The organism is Herbidospora sakaeratensis (assembly GCF_001570525.1).
In the GTDB taxonomy this organism is placed as follows: domain Bacteria; phylum Actinomycetota; class Actinomycetes; order Streptosporangiales; family Streptosporangiaceae; genus Herbidospora; species Herbidospora sakaeratensis.
In genome coordinates, this window is sequence record NZ_BBXC01000016.1 from 254061 (window position 1) to 270728 (window position 16668).

17 protein-coding genes are annotated in these 16668 nt (G+C 70.8%); 5 read left to right on the top strand and 12 right to left on the bottom strand.

Going from position 1 to position 16668, the window contains the following annotated elements; genetic code table 11:
- Positions 1-19 precede the first annotated feature (19 nt).
- Positions 20-526, top strand: coding sequence for a GNAT family N-acetyltransferase (locus AW271_RS26915; protein WP_062340387.1), 507 nt, complete (start codon positions 20-22; stop codon positions 524-526).
- Between the two features lie 38 nt (positions 527-564).
- Positions 565-1182 carry a Clp protease N-terminal domain-containing protein gene (locus AW271_RS26920; RefSeq protein WP_062340388.1) on the top strand — a complete coding sequence of 206 codons (618 nt, stop codon included), beginning with the start codon at positions 565-567 and terminating at the stop codon, positions 1180-1182.
- 58 nt (positions 1183-1240) lie between these two features.
- Here the strand turns inward: AW271_RS26920 and AW271_RS26925 are convergent, their stop codons facing one another.
- On the bottom strand, positions 1241-2272 hold the full coding sequence (locus AW271_RS26925; protein WP_062340389.1) for a GNAT family N-acetyltransferase: 1032 nt from the start codon (positions 2270-2272) through the stop codon (positions 1241-1243).
- Positions 2273-2461: 189 nt separating this feature from the next.
- On the opposite strand from AW271_RS26925, the gene AW271_RS26930 reads away from it, so the two are divergent.
- The gene (locus tag AW271_RS26930; protein WP_062340390.1) at positions 2462-3850 is read left to right on the top strand and encodes an NAD(P)/FAD-dependent oxidoreductase; all 1389 of its coding nucleotides are present in this window, start codon (positions 2462-2464) and stop codon (positions 3848-3850) included.
- Between the two features lies 1 nt (position 3851).
- Positions 3852-5441: an amidohydrolase gene (locus AW271_RS26935; RefSeq protein ID WP_062340391.1), complete on the top strand. Its 1590-nt coding sequence runs from the start codon at positions 3852-3854 to the stop codon at positions 5439-5441.
- 94 nt (positions 5442-5535) lie between these two features.
- Here AW271_RS26935 and AW271_RS26940 read toward each other — a convergent pair whose 3' ends face one another.
- From AW271_RS26940 to AW271_RS26985, 10 genes are all read right to left on the bottom strand, one after another.
- Entirely contained in the window at positions 5536-5883 is a 348-nt protein-coding gene (locus tag AW271_RS26940; RefSeq protein WP_081898407.1) for an RNA polymerase-binding protein RbpA, read from the bottom strand.
- A 72-nt stretch (positions 5884-5955) separates the two neighbouring features.
- On the bottom strand, positions 5956-6186 hold the full coding sequence (secG, locus tag AW271_RS26945) for a preprotein translocase subunit SecG (protein WP_061300674.1): 231 nt from the start codon (positions 6184-6186) through the stop codon (positions 5956-5958).
- Positions 6187-6302: 116 nt separating this feature from the next.
- Positions 6303-7067: a triose-phosphate isomerase gene (gene tpiA, locus AW271_RS26950; RefSeq protein ID WP_083977265.1), complete on the bottom strand. Its 765-nt coding sequence runs from the start codon at positions 7065-7067 to the stop codon at positions 6303-6305.
- A 1-nt stretch (position 7068) separates the two neighbouring features.
- Entirely contained in the window at positions 7069-8256 is a 1188-nt protein-coding gene (locus AW271_RS26955; protein ID WP_062340392.1) for a phosphoglycerate kinase, read from the bottom strand.
- On the bottom strand, positions 8256-9260 hold the full coding sequence (gene gap / locus AW271_RS26960; protein ID WP_062340393.1) for a type I glyceraldehyde-3-phosphate dehydrogenase: 1005 nt from the start codon (positions 9258-9260) through the stop codon (positions 8256-8258). The genes AW271_RS26955 and gap overlap by 1 nt, the downstream gene beginning before the upstream one ends.
- Before the next feature lie 165 nt (positions 9261-9425).
- A complete protein-coding gene (gene whiA / locus AW271_RS26965; protein ID WP_030452232.1) occupies positions 9426-10406 on the bottom strand; it encodes a DNA-binding protein WhiA in 981 nt (326 codons plus the stop codon).
- Positions 10407-10469: 63 nt separating this feature from the next.
- Positions 10470-11417 (bottom strand): gluconeogenesis factor YvcK family protein, encoded by a 948-nt coding sequence (locus AW271_RS26970; protein WP_062340394.1) that lies wholly within the window; start codon positions 11415-11417, stop codon positions 10470-10472.
- The gene (rapZ, locus tag AW271_RS26975) at positions 11414-12307 is read right to left on the bottom strand and encodes an RNase adapter RapZ (protein WP_062340395.1); all 894 of its coding nucleotides are present in this window, start codon (positions 12305-12307) and stop codon (positions 11414-11416) included. The genes AW271_RS26970 and rapZ overlap by 4 nt, the downstream gene beginning before the upstream one ends.
- Positions 12304-14205, bottom strand: a complete 1902-nt coding sequence (gene uvrC, locus AW271_RS26980; RefSeq protein ID WP_062340396.1) for an excinuclease ABC subunit UvrC — start codon at positions 14203-14205, stop codon at positions 12304-12306. The genes rapZ and uvrC overlap by 4 nt, the downstream gene beginning before the upstream one ends.
- 51 nt (positions 14206-14256) lie before the next feature.
- The gene (locus tag AW271_RS26985; protein ID WP_062340397.1) at positions 14257-15315 is read right to left on the bottom strand and encodes a hypothetical protein; all 1059 of its coding nucleotides are present in this window, start codon (positions 15313-15315) and stop codon (positions 14257-14259) included.
- A 163-nt stretch (positions 15316-15478) separates the two neighbouring features.
- Between AW271_RS26985 and AW271_RS26990 the strand changes: the two genes are divergently transcribed.
- Positions 15479-15871, top strand: a complete 393-nt coding sequence (locus tag AW271_RS26990; protein WP_157554658.1) for a hypothetical protein — start codon at positions 15479-15481, stop codon at positions 15869-15871.
- A 102-nt stretch (positions 15872-15973) separates the two neighbouring features.
- Here the strand turns inward: AW271_RS26990 and AW271_RS26995 are convergent, their stop codons facing one another.
- The gene (locus tag AW271_RS26995; protein ID WP_062340399.1) at positions 15974-16561 is read right to left on the bottom strand and encodes a Rieske (2Fe-2S) protein; all 588 of its coding nucleotides are present in this window, start codon (positions 16559-16561) and stop codon (positions 15974-15976) included.
- Between the last annotated feature and the right edge of the window lie 107 nt (positions 16562-16668).

Sequence of the window (16668 nt, forward strand, 5' to 3'; positions counted from 1 at the left end):
AGGTCATACCCTGGCCCGCATGACCGAGTTGCGCGGAGACCGGCTGACGCTCCGCCCGATCGCCCCGTCGGACGCCCCGTGGTTGCTGGTCCACTGGAACGAGCCCAGCGTGCGGCGGCATCTGTTCGACGACGCGCTCGTCTCGGCGGAGCTGGTGGCCGAGATCGTGGGCGACAGCCGGGAGGACTTCGCCTCCCACGGCTACGGCCTGTGGGCGATCGTCCGCGACCAGGAGATCGGGGTGTGCGGGCTGCGCACCACCGACGACCACGCGGCCGAGCTCCTTTACAGTGTAGATCCGAAATGGCAGGGGCAGGGGCTGGCGCTGGAGGCGGCCCGCCTGGTCGTGACGTTCGCCTTCGCCAGCCGGGGGGCGCCCGAGGTGGTGGCCGAGACCGACGCCGCCAACACCGCCTCCCAGCGCCTCGCCGAGAAGCTCGGCATGATCCGCACCCGCACCCGCGTGGGCGAGCACGGGCCCGTCCACGTCTACACGCTTCGCGCGCCCGCCGTTTCCGGCGCATAGTGGGGGCAGTCCCCCCACACTCCACACGGAGGAAACCCGTGTTCGAGCGTTTCACCGACCGCAGCCGCCAGGTCGTCGTCCTGGCCAGCCAGGAAGCCCGGGAACTCGGTCACCACCACATCGGCGTCGAGCACATCGTGCTGGGGCTGATCAACGAGGGGCAGAGCCTGGCCGGCCAGGCCCTCGACGAATGCGGCGCGCGGCTCGACGAGATGAGGGCCGTCGTCGGCCGACTCGTCGGCCCGCCCGACCCCGGCTCCCCCATGCCCGGCCACATCCCCTTCACCCCCCGGGCCAAGAAGGTCCTGGAGATGTCGCACCTGGAGGCCCTGCGGCGCTACGACAAGCACATCGGCACCGAGCACCTGCTGCTGAGCGCGCTCAACGAGGGCGAGAACGTGGGCGTGCACGCCCTGCGCGAGTGCGGGGTCGAGCCCGAGGTCCTCCGGCAGGCGCTCCGCGCGCGGATGGACGACCAGGCCGCCAGGGACCGCTCGGTGATGGACCGGCTGACCGCCCCCGGCGACGACGCCATCCGGACGACCCTGCGCCGCCACACCGCCGACCGGCAACTGCTCCGGCAGGTCCTCGACAGCCTCGAAAGCCTGCACCGGCGGCTCGACGCGATGGGCGCGCCGCCCGATCCGGGCAAGTGATCATTCCGGTCCGGGGCCCCTGAGCCGCCCCGGACCGGAATGTTCCGTGTGGCGCGGTCTAGGCCGGGACGACCGGCGCCAGCACACCCACGGCGATCCGCGCCTCGACCACACCGGGGTCATCGGTGTAGCCGAGCGTGGCGCCGAGGGAGATCAGCAGACTCCGCATGCGCGCGTTGTCGGAGAGCAGCGTGGCCCGCACTTCGGCCAGGCCCAGGTCACGGGCCTCCTCCAGGAGCATCCGGGTCAGGGCGGCCCCGAGGCCGCGGCCCTGCCAGCGGTCTTCGACCAGGAGGGTGACCTCGGCGGTGCCGGGTTCGGCGCCGAAGTTCAGGCTGGCCAGCGCGACCACCTGGCCGTCGTACCCGGCCACCAGCGAGTGGCCCTTCGACCGGTCGCAGAGGCGGTCGAAGACCCTCGGGGGCAGGCTCGGGGACGAGGTGAAGTAGCGGAACCTGCGGGTCTCCGGGGAGCAGCGTTCGTGCAGGTCCCGTACGGCCTCGCGGTAGATCGGGGCCAGCGACTTCACCTGCACCTCGGTCCCGTCGGCCAGCGTCAGGTCGCGCTCGGCCGAGACGGGGTCGGCCGGCGGCTGGGCCAGCCGGACCAGCGCGGCGGCGCGGGCCGCCTCGGTCATGGTGAAGGGCAGGCCCGTCCGGCGCAGCCGGATCGACCGGCGCGGCGCCACCGGCACCACCAGCAGGGTCGGGTCGGGCAGCTCGCCCTTGACGGCGCCGAACACCCAGCGGGCGTCGTCGACGCGGAGCAGGTCGCCGAGGATCTCCGGGAGCCGCCACGGCATCGCCCGCAGCCGCGCGGCCAGCAGCAGCACCCGCGTCGGCTCGTCGGTCAGTTCGTGGGCCGTCGCCGGGACCACCCTGACCCGCCGCCCGCCGGCCTCTTCGAGGGCGACCCGCACGTCGTCCGCCGAAGCCGGGATGTCGGCGATGAACTCGTCGACGGTGCCGTCGGAGTCGGGTTGCACGGACAGTCCGAGGATGTTGCCGCCCTTGGCCGCGAGCGCCGACGCCAGTGACGCCAGCCGCCCGGGACGTTCGTCGACCGTCGTCCTGATCCGCAGAAACCCCATAACATCTCTCCCTCCGCTGCGTCCCAGCCTGGGGCACCGTTGTTACGCATTTGCTACACGGCGGTATGCCGACCGTTTCGTCATGACAAATTCTGTTAAGACTTCGCATAACGGGGCTTAATACCGCCTCGGACGACGCGTTCCGTCGTGAGATGCGGCGTCGGTGACGAATAGAGCAGGATTGCCCCTATGAACGCTCCGCTCTCCGATTCCTTCGCCAACGGTGACGTCTCCTACTGGTACCGGGCGCTCGGCGTCCCCGAGCCCGCCCACCGCCTCGACGGCGACCTGCGGGCCGACGTGGCGATCGTCGGCGGCGGCTACACGGGCCTGTGGACGGCCTACTACCTGGTGAAGGCCGACCCCTCGCTGCACGTCGTCGTGCTGGAGAAGGAGTTCGCCGGGTTCGGCGCCTCGGGCCGCAACGGCGGCTGGCTGGCCGGGCTGCTGCCGGGCAGCCCCCGGCGCTACGCCAAGACCCACGGCGCCGAGGCCGCGCGGGCGTTCCAGCGGGAGCTGTTCACCGCCGTCGACGAGGTCATCACCGTCTGCACGGCCGAGGGCATCGACGCCGACGTGGTGAAGGGCGGCGTCCTCAACGTGGCCAGGACCCCGGCCCAGGCGCTGCGCCTGGAGCAGGAGGTCGAGGGGCAGCACGCCTGGGGCTGGGGCCGCGAGGACGTGGCGGTGGTGCCGGTCGACGAGCGCATCCGGGTCGAGGGGGCGCTCACGGCATCCTGGAGCCCCCACTGCGCACGGGTGCAGCCGGCGAAACTGGCCAGAGGGCTGGCGGGGGTCGTCCAGAACCTGGGGGTCGAGCTCTACGAGGGCACCGAGGTGACCGGCATCGCGCCCGGCCGGGTGACGACGGCACGCGGCACGGTCCGCGCGGAGGTGATCCTGCGCTGCACCGAGGGCTTCACCGCGACGCTCAAGGACAACCACCGCGACTGGCTGCCGATGAACAGCTCCATGATCGTCACCGAGCCGCTCCCGCCGAGCTTCTGGGACGAGGTCGGCTGGCAGGGCCACGAGCTCCTCGGCGACTTCGCGCACTACTACATGTACGCCCAGCGCACCGCCGACGACCGCATCGCCTTCGGCGGCCGGGGCCGCCCCTACCTCTACGGCTCCAGGGTGGACGACCGGGGCCACACCCACGGCTGGACCGTCGACGCCCTCTGGCAGCTGCTCCTCGGCTTCTTCCCCGCCGCCCGCTCCACCCGCGTCGCGCACGCCTGGTCGGGGGTGCTGGGCGTGCCGCGCGACTGGTGCGCCACCGTCGGCCTGGACCGTTCGACCGGCCTGGGCTGGGCCGGCGGCTACACCGGCCACGGCGTCACCGCGACCAACGTCGCCGGACGCACCCTGCGCGACCTGGTGCTGGGCCGCGACACCCCGCTGACCGCGCTGCCCTGGGTGGGCCGCAGGGTGCGCAAGTGGGAGCCCGAACCCCTGCGCTGGACGGGAGTGCACACGATGTACCGTCTCTACCGGCTCGCCGACGCCCGGGAGGCCGGGGGCGTGCCCCGCACGTCCGTGCTGGCCAGAATCGCCGACAAGATCACAGGACACTGAATTGACCGAGACCCTGTTCCACGGAGGCCGCGTCTTCACCCCCGGCGGCTTCGCCGAAGCGGCGCTCGTCCGCGACGGAGTCGTCGCCGCCGTGGGAACCCTCGACGACGTCGCGACCGCGAGCGCGGAACCGTTCGACCTGGCCGGCGGCCTGCTGACGCCCGGATTCACCGACAGCCACGTCCACCCGGTCCAGGCCGGCCTCGAACGGGCGCTGTGCGAGTTGTCGGAGGTGTACGGCCTCGACGCCTACCTCGGCGTGGTGGCCGCGTACGCCGCCGCCCATCCCGGCCGCGAGTGGGTGCAGGGCGGCGGCTGGGACATGGCCGCCTTCCCCGGCGGTCTCCCCCGCCGCGAGCAGCTCGACTTCCTCGACCGCCCGGCCTACCTGATCCAGCGCGACCACCACGCCGCCTGGGTCAACACCCGCGCCCTGGAGCGGGCCGGCATCACCAAGGACACCCCCGACCCCGCCGACGGCCGCATCGAACGCGACCCCGACGGCACCCCGACCGGCGTCCTGCACGAGGGCGCGATGGACCTGGTCGGCCTGCTCACCCCCCGCCCCACGGCCGCCGACCAGGAGGCCGCGCTGCTGGACGCCCAGCGGCACCTGTTCTCCCTGGGCATCACCGGCTGGCAGGACGCCATCGTCGGCTCGTACGCGGGCTCCGACGACCAGCTGCCCACCTACCTGTCGGCAGCCGGGAAGGGCCTGCTGACGGCCCGCGTGGTGGCCGCGTTGTGGTGGGACCGCACGAAGGGCGCCGAGCAGATCCCGTCGCTGGTCGAACGCCGCGCCTCGGCCGAGGGCCTCGACCGTTTCCGCGCCACCGCGATCAAGATCATGCAGGACGGCATCGCGGAGAACTACACGGCGGCGGTCATCGAGCCCTACTGCCGCTGCGGCGGCACGGGCCTGTCGTACGTGGACCCCGCCCTGCTCAAGGGCTACGTCAGGGAACTCGACGCCCTGGGCTTCCAGGTGCACTTCCACGCCATCGGCGAGCGTGCGGTCAGGGAGGTGCTCGACTCCCTGGAGGGCACCGACCCGGCCAACCGCCACCACGTCGCCCACCTGCAGATCATCACCCCCGACGACGTGCCCCGGTTCGCCGCACTGGGCGCGGTGGCCAACCTCCAGCCGCTCTGGGCCGCCCACAGCCCCCAGATGGACGAGCTGACCATCCCCTACCTGGGCGAGCCCCGGTCGTCGTGGCAGTATCCGTTCGGCGACCTGGTCGCCTCGGGCGCCCGGCTGGCGGCGGGCTCCGACTGGCCGGTGTCGTCGGCCGACCCCCTCGAAGGCATGCACGTCGCGGTCAACCGGGTCGAGCCGCCCGCCTCCCACCACGCCGGGCACTCCGCGACCCCGTTCCTCCCGGGGCAGGCGCTCGACCTGCGGACGATCATGACGGCGTACACGGAGGGAAGCGCCTGGCTGAACGGGTCGCCGGCGGGCGTCATCGAACCGGGCCGGCCCGCCGACCTGGTCGTGCTCGACCGCGACCCCTTCGCCCAGCCAGCGGCCGAGATCGCCCTCACGAAGGTCCGCGCGACCTTCATCGACGGTCAGCAGGTGTTCGGATGAGTGAGACGCGGCCGTCCGCATCTCACGCCGTGCAGCTGCCCCGATAAACACGAAAAAGCCCCGCTGCCTGCGCAGCGGGGCTTTTTCGCGAGTCCTAGTAGATCGGACGCGAGGAGGAACGCAGCCGCTCCAGCGCCTCCGCGAGGATCTGCGCGCCGTCCTTGTCGCTCCGGCGCTCCTTCACGTAGGCAAGGTGGGTCTTGTAGGGCTCATTGCGCGGCGGAGCAGGCGGGTTGGCCTGGTCCTGACCGGCGGGCAGGCCGCAACGGGGGCAGTCCCAGAACTCCGGGACGGCCGCGTCACTGGCGAAACTGGGACGCGTCTCGTGAAGATTGGCGCACCAGAAGGCGACACGCACTCGGGGGGCCGCCTCGCCGCGCTCGGCCTCGCCCATCGGGCCGGCGCCGACTCGACTGCCACGGATCGCGTTGCCACTACCCACGGATTACTCCTCGCTCGATCGCCCCGCGGGGAACACGGGGAGAGAATGAACCCTATGTGACGCTTGGGGCTGCTACGGCTTGAGCAGCAGGCCGAGCGCGATGATGCAGACGAACCACACGACGCCGGTGATGACCGTCAGACGGTCAAGGTTGCGCTCCACGACGGACGAACCGCCGAACGACGACGCGAAGCCGCCGCCGAACATGTCCGTCAGACCGCCACCCTTGCCCTTGTGGAGCAGAACCAGCAGCACCATGAGGGCGCTCGACAGAATGAGGGCGATGGAGATTCCGATAGTCACGGCAGACCTTTTCCGGATAGCGCCTGAGCGGCATGACGATTCAAACGTGCTCTATGAGGGTACGACCTGGTGTCAAGTCGCACCCCCATAATGACCCAGCTAGGCCGACATCTGCGCTAAAACCGGCAGATCTTCACGAACTCCGCCGGGTCGAGGCTGGCCCCGCCGACAAGAGCCCCGTCGACGTCGGGCTGCGCCATGATCCCCGCGATGTTGTCAGACTTCACCGAGCCTCCGTAAAGGATACGGACGGCGTCGGCGACTTCCGTGTCGTACAGCTCGGCGAGTCGCACGCGAATCGCGCCGCAGACCTCCTGAGCGTCGTCGGGAGTGGCGACCTCGCCGGTGCCGATCGCCCAGACCGGCTCATAAGCGATCACGATCGTCTTCGCCTGCTCGGCCGAGACTCCCTTGAGGGCGCCGTCGACCTGGGCGAGCGTGTGCTCGACCTGGTTGCCCGCCTGGCGGACCGGCAACCCCTCGCCGACGCACAGGATCGGCGTCACCGAATGACGGTAGGCCGCCAGGACCTTGGCGTTGACCAGGGCGTCGTCCTCGGCGTGGTACTGGCGGCGCTCCGAGTGGCCGATCGCCACGAAGGTGCAGCCGAGCTTGCCGAGCATGGCGCCGGAGATCTCCCCGGTGTAGGCGCCGCCGTCGTGGGCGGACAGGTCCTGGCCGCCGTAGACGAGACGGAGCTTGTCACCGTCGACCAGGGTCTGGACGCTGCGCAGGTCGGTGAACGGCGGCAGCACCGCGACCTCGACCTTGTCGAAGTCCTTGTCGGTCAGGGAGAAGGCGAGCTCCTGAGCCAGCTTGATGGCCTCAAGGTGGTTCTTGTTCATCTTCCAGTTGCCGGCGATGAGCGGCTTGCGGCTCACGTCAGTCCTCCAGCGCGATCAGGCCGGGCAGTTCCTTGCCCTCGAGGTATTCGAGGGAGGCTCCGCCACCGGTGGAGATGTGCGAGAAGCCGTCTTCCGGCAGGCCGAGCTTGCGCACCGCCGCGGCGGAGTCGCCGCCGCCGACCACGGTGAACGCCTCGGAGCGCACGAGCGCCTCGGCGACGGCGCGGGTGCCGCCCGAGAACGCCTCGAACTCGAACACGCCCATCGGGCCGTTCCAGAACACGGTCTGGGCGTCGGCCAGCTTCTGGGCGAACAGCTCGCGGGTGCGCGGGCCGATGTCCAGGCCCTCGCGGTCGGCCGGGATGGCGGTGGCGTCGACGACCTCGTACTCGGCGTCCTCGGCGAACTCGGTGGCCGCGAGGATGTCGACCGGCAGGACCAGGTCGACGCCGCGCGAGGCGGCCTCGTTCAGGAAGCCGCGGACGGTGTCGAGCTGCTCCTCCTGCAGGAGGGACTTGCCGACCTCGTAGCCCTGCGCCTTGAGGAACGTGTAGGCCATGCCGCCGCCGATGAGCAGCCGGTCGACCTTGGTCAGCAGGTTCGCGATGACCTTGAGCTTGTCGGAGACCTTCGCGCCGCCCAGCACGACCGCGTAGGGGCGGGCCGGGTCTTCGGTCAGCTTCTTCAGCACCTCGACCTCGGCGGCGATCAGGCCGCCGACCGCGTGGGGAAGCTGCTTGGGCACGTCGTAGACCGACGCGTGCCTGCGGTGGACCGCTCCGAAGCCGTCGCCGACGTAGAGGTCCGCGAGCATGGCCAGGCGGGCCGCGAACTCGGCGCGGGCGGCGTCGTCCTTGGACTCCTCGCCCGGCTCGTAGCGCAGGTTCTCCAGCAGGGCCACCTGGCCCGGCTCCAGCGCCGCGACGGTGGCGCGGGCGGAGTCGCCCACCACGTCGGAGGCGAAGGCGACCGGCTCGCCCAGCAGCTCGGACAGCCGCTTGGCCACGGGGGCCAGCGAGAACTCCGGCTTGACCTGGCCCTTGGGACGGCCCAGGTGAGCGCAGACGATCACCTTGGCGCCCTTGCCGGCCAGCTCCTGAATCGTCGGGAGCGAGGCGCGGATGCGGCCGTCATCGGTGATCACGTCCCCGTCGAGGGGAACGTTCAGGTCGGCGCGCACGAGGACGCGCCGACCCTTCACGTCGAGCTCGTCGAGACCACGCATCAGAGCGAGGCACCCACGTACTCGATGAGGTCCACGAGGCGGTTGCTGTAACCCCACTCGTTGTCGTACCAGCCGATGACCTTCACCTGGTTGCCGAAGACCTTGGTCAGGCCGGCGTCGAAGATGCAGGAGCTCGGGTCGGTGACGATGTCGCTCGAGACGATGTCGTCCTCGGTGTAGGTGAGGTAGCCCTTGAGCGGGCCCTCGGCGGCGGCCTTGAACGCGGCGTTGACCTCTTCGACGGTCACCTCGCGCTTGAGCTCGACCGTGAGGTCGGTGGCCGAGCCCGTGGGGATCGGCACGCGCAGGGCGAAGCCGTCGAGCTTGCCCTTGAGCTCGGGCAGCACCAGGCCGATCGCCTTGGCGGCGCCGGTCGAGGTGGGGACGATGTTCAGCGCGGCGGCGCGGGCGCGACGCAGGTCGCTGTGCGGGCCGTCCTGCAGGTTCTGGTCCTGCGTGTACGCGTGGATCGTCGTCATGAGGCCCTTTTCGATCCCGAAGGAGTCGTTGAGGACCTTGCCGAGCGGGGCCAGGCAGTTGGTGGTGCACGACGCGTTGGAGATGACCGTGTGGTTCGCCGGGTCGTACGAGGTGTGGTTGACACCCATGACGACGGTGACGTCCTCGTTCTTCGCCGGAGCGGAGATGATGACCTTCTTCGCGCCGTTCTCGGCGTGGACCTTGGCCTTGTTGGCGTCGGTGAAGAAGCCGGTCGACTCGACGACGACGTCGACGCCCAGGTCGCCCCACGGAAGGTTGGCCGGGTCGCGCTCGGCGAACGCCTTGATGGCCTTGCCGTCGACGATGATCTCGTCGGCGGTCGCCTTCACCTCGTAGGGGAGGCGGCCCAGGATGCTGTCGTACTTGAGCAGGTGCGCGAGCGTGGCATTGTCCGTGAGGTCGTTGACAGCGACGACCTCGATGTCCTTGCCGCTGGCTGCGGCGGCTCGCCAGAAGTTGCGGCCAATGCGGCCGAAGCCGTTGATGCCTACGCGGATGGTCACGGGGATCCGTTCTCCTCGTCCGTCGTTACGTGACTGAAACCTCGGTGCAGACCCTATCGGACTCAAATTGGTTTAGACCAAGTGGGTCTGCCGCAGGGCGGCATAGCGTAAGAAAGCCGCAAAGCAGGGCGACTTTCTGTAAAAAATTGCGCCGTAACCGGGGCTTCAGCCGCTCAGCATGTCGGCGGTGAGGCTCGCCTCGGTGGTCGGCAGGCCGAGGTCCTGGGCCCGCTTGTCGGCCATGGCGAGCAGGCGCCGGATGCGGCCGGCGATGGCGTCCTTCGTCAGCGGCGGGTCGGCGATCTGGCCGAGCTCCTCCAGCGACGCCTGCTTGTGCTCCACCCGCAGCCGACCGGCGATCACGAGGTGCTCGGGGGCGTCGTCGCCGAGGATCTCCAGGGCCCGCTGCACGCGCGCCCCGGCGGCCACGGCCGCGCGGGCCGAGCGGCGCAGGTTGGCGTCGTCGAAGTTGGCGAGCCGGTTGGCGGTGGCCCGGACCTCGCGCCGCATCCGGCGCTCCTCCCAGGCCAGCACGCTGTCGTGGGCGCCCAGGCGGGTCAGCAGGGCGCTGATGGCGTCGCCGTCGCGGACGACCACGCGGTCGACGCCGCGCACCTCGCGCGCCTTGGCGTGGATCTTGAGCCGGCGGGCCGAACCGACCAGGGCCAGCGCGGCCTCGGGGCCGGGGCAGGTCACCTCGAGCGACATCGACCGGCCCGGCTCGGTCAGCGAGCCGTGGGCCAGGAACGCGCCCCGCCAGGCGGCCTCGGCGTCGCAGGTCGCTCCTGACACGACCTGTCGAGGCAGGCCCCGGACGGGGCGGCCGTGGTTGTCGATCAAACCGGTCTGCCGCGCCAGCGCCTCGCCGTCCTTGTAGACCCGGACGACGTAGCGGGAGCCCTTCCTGAGCCCCGCCGGGGCCAGCACCAGGACCTCGGCCTTGTGGCCGAACACCTCGCCAATGTCCTTGATCAGGCGGCGGGCCGTCACGTTGGTGTCGAGCTCGGCCTCGATCACGATCCGGCCGCCCACCAGATGGAGCCCGCTGGCGAACCTCAGCAGCGTCGACACCTCGGCCTTGCGGCAGCAGGGCTTCAGCACCGGCAGACGGCTCAGCTCGTCTTTTACCACGCCTGTCATGGCCATTAGCGCGTGTCCTCCCCCAAACAGACTATGGCCGTTAGTCTCTCGCACGCTGACTAGGGGGTATCACCGCTTCTCGCGGAAAATCTCGTCCAGGACAGCGGCAAGGCGTGGTGCGTCGTGCCTGGGAGATCCGTCAGAGGCGCCCACATCGGCCAATACCAGACGGCCCCCGAGGGCCACCACGGCCTTCTCCAGTTCGCCCGGTTCGGGAACCACGCCCCGATCTGCGACGACGGCGTCGATCAGCAGCGCCGGCGCGTGGTCGCGGAGCACCTCGAGGTGGTTCTCGGGCGAGAAGCCGTCGGTCTCCCCCGGCTGGGGGGCCAGGTTGAGGATGACCAGCCGCCGGGCGCTGGTGGTGGCCAGCGCCCTGGCCAGCCCGGGCACCTTCAGATGCGGCAGCACGCTGGTGAACCAGGAGCCCGGCCCGAACACCACCCAGTCGGCCTCGTGGATGGCCCTGACCGCCTCGGGAGACACCGGCGGATCGGATGGAACGAGCGAAATCGCCCGCACACGACCGGGCGTGAGCGCGCACGCGACCTGCCCCCGGACGGTCGTGACCGCCCCGTCGAGCTCGACCTCGGCCTGGATGTCGAGCGGCACCGAGGCCATCGGCAGCACCCGGCCGTGGGCGCCGAGGAGGCGGCCGACCCACTCCAGTGCCTTGACAGGGTCGTCAAGGAGCTCCCAGAGCGCCACGATCAGCAGGTTGCCGACCGCGTGTCCCTGCAGGTCGCCCTCGCCGTGAAAGCGGTGCTGGACGACCCGGGACCACGTCTGGCCCCACTCGTCGTCGCCGCAGAGCGCGGCCAGCGCCATACGCAGGTCGCCGGGCGGCAGCACGCCGAGCTCGCGGCGCAGCCGGCCGCTGGAACCGCCGTCGTCGGCGACCGTGACGACCGCGGTGAGGTCGGTGGTCACCCGGCGCAGGGCGGAGAGCGAGGCGTGCAGACCGTGGCCGCCCCCGAGCGCTACGACCCTCGGTCTCCCGGGGTCGCCGTCACTCACTCGCGACCCACATCGCGGTGGCTGACCTGGACGTCCATGCCGCGTTCGCGCAGCCGCGCGCCGAGCTGCTCGGACATGGCCACGCTGCGGTGCTTGCCACCGGTGCAGCCGACGGCGAGGGTGGCGTAGCCCTTGCCCTCGCGGGTGTAACCGGCGGCGACCACGCCGAAGACCTCCTCGTAACCGTCGAGGAACTCCTTGGCGCCGGGCTGGCTGAGCACATATTCCCTCACCGGGACGTCGAGACCGTTCATCGGCCGCAGTTCCGGCACCCAGTGAGGGTTGGGCAGGAAACGGCAGTCGACCACGAGGTCGGCATCGACCGGAAGGCCGTATTTGTAACCGAACGACACCACGTTGACCTTAAGGCCTGGCCGGTCCTCCCCGCCGAAGAACGAGACGATCTTCTTGCGGAGTTCGTGGACGTTGAGCTTGGAGGTGTCGATCACCAGGTCGGCGTTGGCCCGGACCTCGCGCAGGATGCCCCGCTCGCGGTCGATGCCGTCGACCAGGCGGTTCTCGCCCTGGAGCGGGTGGGGCCGGCGCACGTTCTCGAACCGGCGCACCAGCTCGTCGTCGCTGGCCTCCAGGAACACCACCCGGACCTCGACCCCGCGGCCGTCGAGCTCCTCGATCGCCGCGTTGAGGTCGGTGGTGAACGCCAGCGACCGCACGTCGACGACCGCCGCGACGTGGTCGGCGGCCAGCTTGACCCGCCCGGCCTCCTCGGCCAGCGAGAACAGCAGGCCGGGCGGCAGGTTGTCGATGACGAACCAGCCCAGGTCCTCCAGCGCCTTGGCCGCGGTGCTGCGCCCGGCGCCGGACATGCCGGTGACGATGACGAATCCCGGCTCGCCCGTGCCGCCCTTGGTGTCGTCGGTGTCGGTCATGCGTTCTCCCCCTTCAACGCCGCGACGATGGCCTCGGCCGTCGCCGGCCCGATGCCGGGAACCTCGCATATCTCGGCGGCCGTCGCGTCACCTAGGCGTTTCACGGAGCCGAAGTGACGGAGAAGAGCCTGCCGCCGGGCGGGACCGAGACCGGGGACCGCGTCCAGAGCGCTCTCTTTGAGCGATCGGGACCTCTTGGCACGATGGTAGGTGATCGCGAAGCGATGCGCTTCGTCACGGAGCCGCTGCAGAAGGTAGAGGGCCTCGCTCGTGCGCGGCAGGATCACCGGCTGGTCGTCGCCGGGCAGCCAGACCTCTTCGAGCCGCTTGGCCAGGCCGCACACCGCGACGTCGTCGATGCCGAGCTCGTCGAGGGCCCGCTGGGCCGCCGCGGCCTGCGCGGGGCCGCCGTCGACGACGACCAGGTTGGGCGGGTAGGCGAACTTGCGCGGCCGGCCGGTCTCGGGGTCGATCGGCTCGCCGGTCGGCTCGCCGCCGAGCTCGCCGGTGGCGCTGCGTTCTTCGAGGTAGCGGCGGAACCGCCGGGTGATGACCTCGTGGATGGACGCGACGTCGCCCTCGGTGGATTTGATCTGGAACCGCCGGTATTCGCTCTTGCGGGCCATCCCGTCTTCGAAGACGACCATCGAGGCGACCACGTTGGTGCCCTGGATGTGGGAGACGTCGTAGCACTCGACGCGCAGCGGCGCCTGGTCGAGGGCGAGCCCCTCGGCAAGCTCCTGGAGGGCCTTGCTGCGGCTGGTCAGGTCGCTGGAGCGGCGCAGCTTGTGCTGGGTGAGCGCCTCTTTGGCGTTGCGCTCGACGGTCTCCATGAGCGCCTTCTTGTCGCCGCGCTGCGGCACCCGCACCTGGACGCGGGCGCCCTTCGCCTCCGACAGCAGCTCGACCACGGCGTCGAGGTCGGGCGGGTTGGCCGGGACGAGGATCTCGCGCGGGATCTCGGCCTCGGAGTACATCTGGATCAGGAAGTGTTCGACCAGGTCGCCGGACGAGGACTCCTCGACCTTGTCGACGACCCACCCGCGCTGCCCGCGGATGCGCCCGCCGCGCACGTAGAACACCTGGACGGCCGCCTCGAGGTCGTCTTCGGCCAGCGCCACCACGTCGGCGTCGGTGGCGTCGCCGAGCACCACGGCCTGCTTCTCGAGCGCCTTCTGCAGCGCCTGGACGTCGTCGCGCAGCCGCGCCGCCCGCTCGTACTCCTCGACGGCGGCCGCCTCGCGCATCTCCTGCTCGATGCGCCTGATGAAGCGGGTGGTGTTGCCGGCCATGAAGTCGCAGAAGTCCTCGGCCAGCTCGCGGTGCTCCTCGGGGGTGACCCGGCCGACGCAGGGCGCCGAGCACTTGTCGATGTAGCCGAGCAGGCAGGGCCGCCCGATCTGGCCGGCCCGCTTGAACACCCCCGCCGAGCAGGTGCGGACGGGGAAGACCCGCAGCAGCAGGTCGACCGTCTCGCGGATGGCCCAGGCGTGGCTGTAGGGCCCGAAGTAACGGGTGCCCTTGCGCTTGGCGCCGCGCATGACCTGGACGCGGGGGAACTCGTCGGACATCGTCACGGCGAGGTAGGGATAGGACTTGTCGTCGCGGTACTTGACGTTGAAGTGGGGGTCGAACTCCTTGATCCAGGAGTATTCGAGCTGGAGGGCCTCGACCTCGGTGCCGACGACGGTCCAGTCGACGCGCGCGGCGGTGGTCAGCATCGACTGCGTGCGGAAGTGGAGGCTCGCGAAGTCGGCGAAGTAGGAGTTCAGTCGTTGCCGCAGGCTCTTCGCCTTGCCCACGTAGATCACCCGGCCGGAGGGATCCCTGAAACGGTAGACGCCGGGGGACTCGGGGATCGATCCGGGTGCGGGCCGATAGGTTGCCGGATCAGCCACCCTCAAAGACTATCCGTCCCCGCTGACATTCCGATTCCATGATCGAGGACATCATGGGAGCGTCTCCACCATCTGCGGCATCGCCGCCACGAACCCGGCGAGACACCCGATCGCGGTCACCACGGCGTAGGGCCGCCACCCCGTCATCCGCTCCCCCAGGTGCCGCGCCAGCGCCAGATGGCACACCAGCACGACGACGGGCACGAACCGGGCGAACTCATACCGCCCGGCCCACGCGGCCACCCCCACCACGCAGGTCCCGAGGGCCGCGATGATCAGCAGTTCCCTGCCGAGCCTGCGCCGCACGCCGTAGAGGAGGGCGGGCACGCCGAGCAGCGCGAGGCCGTACCGCAGATGGGGATCCTCCAGCAGCGGCGCGTGCACCTCGGAGAACTCCGGTGAATCGCCGAGCACCCCGGTCACGTCGGGATAGGGCCACGCGAGCGCCAGCGCGATCGCCCCCACCCCGGCGGGCACGATCAGCACGAGCCGCCGCCACTCCCACCGCCGCGCCACCAGGATGCCCACCACCCCGAGCAGCGTCGCCACGGCCGCGAACGGATGCACGAGCAGGATCACCGGCGGCAGCAGCACCAGCCCGACCAGCCCCCGCCCGGTCTCCCGGAACCGCACGAACACCGTCCAGGTCAGCACCATCAGCGCCAACGCCGGCGTCGAGGGAAAGGCGAACGAGAACGACAACGAGGTCAGCCCCGGGAACCCGGTCGCCCCGAACCCGCTGACCCCCCACAACACCACCGTGAAGACCGCCGCCAGCCCGGCGACGGAGTCACGAGCCCCGAGCTCCCGCCCGAACCCCCGCAGCGCGACCAGCAGCAACAGGACGTTCAGTAAGCCCGCGGCCCCGAGAACCGTCTCGGGCCCCGCGCCGGACATCCGGGCCAGCATGGCGAGCCCGAGGACATAGGGCGTCGGCGTCCACCCCCCGGCCGGCGGCTCGTCGAGCATCGCCCGCAGGGTGGCGACGTGGAGATCCCAGTCGGCCAGCCAGGCGTGCCGGAAGGCGACGAGCACCCCCCACCCCAGCACCGCCCCCGCGGCCAGGACGAACCACTCCGACCGACCGGCCCGCGCGAACCCCCACACCACTCCATGATCATCAACCGATGGTCAACCGAGCACCCCCGACACCCCAAGCGGCGGCCTTCCCCCCGGACTCGGCACCTGTAACGGGCAGGAGGTTCGTGGAGACATCCCCCATGTGACGGATGGCATGTCGGCCCGGTCCCCCGACGGACGGGAGCAGCGAGGCGTGGAGGCTCAGGAGTCGCCTGCCGTCAGCGGCGAAGAACCGCCGCGGGGACGATCGCAGCGGCTCATCCGCACCCTGCTCCTGTGGATCCCGTTCATTCTCGGCCCGGTGGCGCTGGACCGTGTCCTCGCGTTCACCCTCGACGTGAGCTCGCTGAACACGGCGCAACTCCTCGCTCGCGATCTCCTCATCGTGTTGCCCGTCATTCCCATGCTGCTCGTCGCGCGGCGCGTGTCCTATCGCCGGCGCGACTGCCTCGTCTACGTCCTGGTGCCGCTCGGTATGGTCTTCGCGTTCATCCTGTTCTGGCGGCTGTCCTACCTCCCGTACCGCGACTGGAGCCTGCGGCCGGACGAGGCGGCCGACCGCTCGGGAGGCGGCGCTCGCCCCTGATGCTCAGTCGCGGACACGGCCGTCCGGCACGCCGGTGACCCCCGCCTCGCGAGTTATCCCGCGACACCAGACCGCCGTCGACGGCCCGGCCGCGGGCCATGATCACGCCAGGACGATGCTGTCCCCGCTCACCGTGATCTTCTTCTCCTCCAGCGGCGACGGCGCGGGGCCGCCCGCCACCGACCCGTCGGCGATCTTGAACTTGCTGCCGTGGCACGGGCAGTTGATGGTGCCGCCCGAGATGCTGGCCACCGTGCAGCCCGCGTGGGTGCAGACCGCGGTGAAGCACTTGAAGTTGCCGGGCGTGGGCTGGGTGATGACGACCTTCTCCGCCTCGAAGATCTTGCCGCCGCCCTCGGGGATGTCGGCCGTCTTGGCGAAGGCGTTGGCGGCCTGCGCGGGCGGCTCCTCCTCGGCGGGCGGGTCGGCCGGTTCCTCTTCCGGCTGGTCGGCCGGGGGCGCCTCCGACTCGGCGTCGCCGGCGGGGGGCGGATTGTCGCCCCAGGCCGGCTTCGCCTGGTCGGCGGGCACCGACCCCGGCGGCTCGGCGCTGGTGGCCGTGCCGGAGGAGTAGCCGGTGCACGCCGTCAGGGCGGCGGCCAGCCCGGCGCCGCCCACCGCGAAGACCAGGCCCCGCCGCGTCAGCGCGCTCGTGACCTGTTCCTGCTCAGAGGTGCCGTCAACGTTCATTTCCATCCTCCGCTGGGGGACTTCCCGATCATTGGTAGGTACGGGCCCAACCCCGTCCGCGGTTCAGCCTGGCCTACCGGATCCCACCGGAATATGAAGAAATGCAC